General features: G+C 62.1%; 2 protein-coding genes. Both read left to right on the forward strand.

The genetic code is table 11. From position 1 onward, the window contains the following. Positions 1–815, forward strand: an 815-nt coding sequence (gene larE / locus NW863_RS07700; RefSeq protein ID WP_414365643.1) for an ATP-dependent sacrificial sulfur transferase LarE, incomplete at its 5' end; no start/stop codon positions are given. A gap of 48 nt (positions 816–863) precedes the next feature. Continuing rightward, positions 864–2,596 (forward strand): DUF3769 domain-containing protein (locus tag NW863_RS07705; RefSeq protein ID WP_414365644.1); only part of this gene is annotated, 1,733 nt, incomplete at its 3' end.

The following is a 2,596-nucleotide window of genomic DNA, read 5'->3' on the forward strand; positions in this document are numbered from 1 at the left end:
GCAAGTTCCACCAGCTTGTCCAAATCTTCGCCGAGATGGGGCGGGTCTTGGTGGCCTACTCAGGCGGGGTCGATAGCAGCCTGGTGGCCAAACTGGCCTGGGATCAGGTGGGGGAGCAGGCCCTGGCCGTCACCGCCGCTTCCCCGGCGCTGTTGCCTGAAGATCTGGAGGAGGCCATCCGGCAAGCCCAATACATCGGCATTCGCCACCAGATCGTCGAGACTCACGAGTTGCAGGATCCCCGCTACGCTGCCAACCCTGCCAACCGCTGCTACTTCTGCAAAAGCCACTTGCACGACACCCTGCGCCAGGTGGCTAAAACTCAGGGATACGACCACGTGGCAGATGGCCTTAACGCCGACGATCTGGCCGACTATCGACCGGGAGCGCAGGCGGCCCGAGAGCGAGGCGTGCGTTCTCCCTTGGCAGAGGTGGGGATGAGCAAGCTGGAGGTGCGGCAACTCTCTCGCCACCTGGGTCTGCCCTGGTGGAATAAACCGGCCCAGCCCTGCCTCAGCTCCCGCTTTCCCTATGGCGAGGCAATCACCGCCGAGAAGCTGCGTCGAGTGGGGGCGGCAGAGCGCTATCTGCGCAGCTTGGGCTGGGAGCAGGTGCGCGTGCGCTCTGAGAAAGATACTGCCCGCATCGAACTGCCCCCTCATCAAATCGTGGAATTTGTGCAAAAAACCGATCTGGCAGCGCTGGTCAAGGCCCTGCAATCTTTTGGTTATCTCTACGTCAGTCTCGATTTGGAGGGCTACCGCAGCGGCAAGCTCAACCGCGCCCTCAACCCTGCCCCGCCAACAACGGGCTGAGCCAGCCTAGGGGCTTGGGCTGAAGTTTTGTGCCAGGTTTAGGGGAATATGAAAGGGTTTTGGTGGCTCTGGCTTTGCTTGGGGGTGTTTGGTCTGGCAACGGCTGCTCCTGCCTCAGCCCAGAAAGGCCGGGTGGCAGCTGCTCCGCCAGGGGCTACGACTGACGCCCTTGCGGATCGCACGTTACGGCTGCGCTCGGATCGCCAAACCTTCGACCAGCGGGCGCAGGTTTTCCTGGCCGAGGGCAACGTGGAGATGCGTCTGGGCCGCTCTGTGCTGCGGGCAGATCGCTTGCGCATCGAGCTGCAACAGCGGCGAGCGGTGGCCGAGGGCAACGTTTCCATCGAGTTGGATCAGCAGCGCATCCAGGGATCCCGGCTGGAATACGACTTTGGGCGGGAGCAGGGCTTTTTGGAAGAGGCCTTCGGGCAGGTGGATATTGGCCAGTTGCAGGCCAGCGGCTCTCCGGCAGCAGCCCTCTCGCCGCAGCGGCTGGTGCGCTTTCGCGCCGTTCGCATCCGCTTCGATGCCAACAACTGGGAAGGAGAGCAGGTGCGGCTGACCAATGACCCTCTCGATCCGCCAGAGCTGGAGATCCGCAGCCCGCGGGCGACCTCTACCTTGCAGGCGGATGGTTCCAGCCTGTTGATTGCCGAAGCTGGCCAACTGGTTTTCGACCAGGTCTTGTTTCTGCCCCTGCCCATTCGGCTGCGCTTTGACTCATTGAACCGTCAGCCTCCGGTCAGCCTTTTCTACGATGACTTCGACCGGGAAGAGCTGCGGCGCGGCCTGATCCTGCAGGCCAACTTCGAGCTGCTGCAGGATCCCCATCTCAGCCTGGTGCTCTCCCCACAACTGTATCCGCAACGCCTTTGGGGCAGCGATCAAGGGATCCGCGATGGGATCGGGCTGCGGGCTGATTTTCGTTGGCGGCAACCGGAAGCCAATGCCCAAACCTCGCTGTTTGCCGAGCTGCGCGGGATCGTCTTCGAGGAGTTTGCCCGGCGCTTGCGGGCTCAGGTCGAACACCGCGTTACCACCGGCAACGGCGGCCAAGTCACCTACACCTATGCGTATCAGGAGCGTTTTTTCAGCGGGCGGCTGGGGTTCCAGATTGTGGAGAATCGCCTTGGTGCCAGCTACAGCTCGCCCACCCTCCGCCTCGGCAACACTGGCTTGGATTTCAGCTACCGCATAGCCGCCGACTACATCGACGCCCTGGGACAATTCGGCAACATCGACACCGATCCCGATCTGGCCTTGGCCAAGACCACCGAGCGCATCCAGCTCGCCCGACTGCAACTGGGGGCAGCCCTAACTCGTTCTTTTCCCCTCTGGCGACCCCCTAAGACGGCGTCGGATCCGCCGCCCCGCTTTTCCGCTTTGCCCATCGAACAGGGAATCTGGCTCAACACCGGCGTCAGCAGCAGCCAGTCGTTTTACTCCAATGGGCGCACCCAAAGCTATACTGCCGGCAGCATCGGCCTCGACGCGGTGATCGGGGCTTTTGCGGCCAATACCTTCGACTACACCAACCTGAGGGTGACCTACTCCAACGGTTTTTTGGCCGGAGCCTCGCCGTTTTTGTTTGACCGCATCACCACGCGGGAGCAGCTTGTTTTGGGCTTTTTACAGCAACTGTATGGTCCGTTGCGGGTAGGGGCAGAGACGACGGTGGATCTGCAGTCAGGCCAGCAGGTGGACATCACCTACCGCCTGGGTTACGACCGCCGCACCTATGGATTTAGCTTGCAATACAATCCGGTGCGCCAGTCAGGGGC

It is taken from the genome of Synechococcus sp. B60.1, from assembly GCF_047462555.1.
Classification (GTDB): Bacteria; Cyanobacteriota; Cyanobacteriia; order Thermostichales; family Thermostichaceae; genus Thermostichus.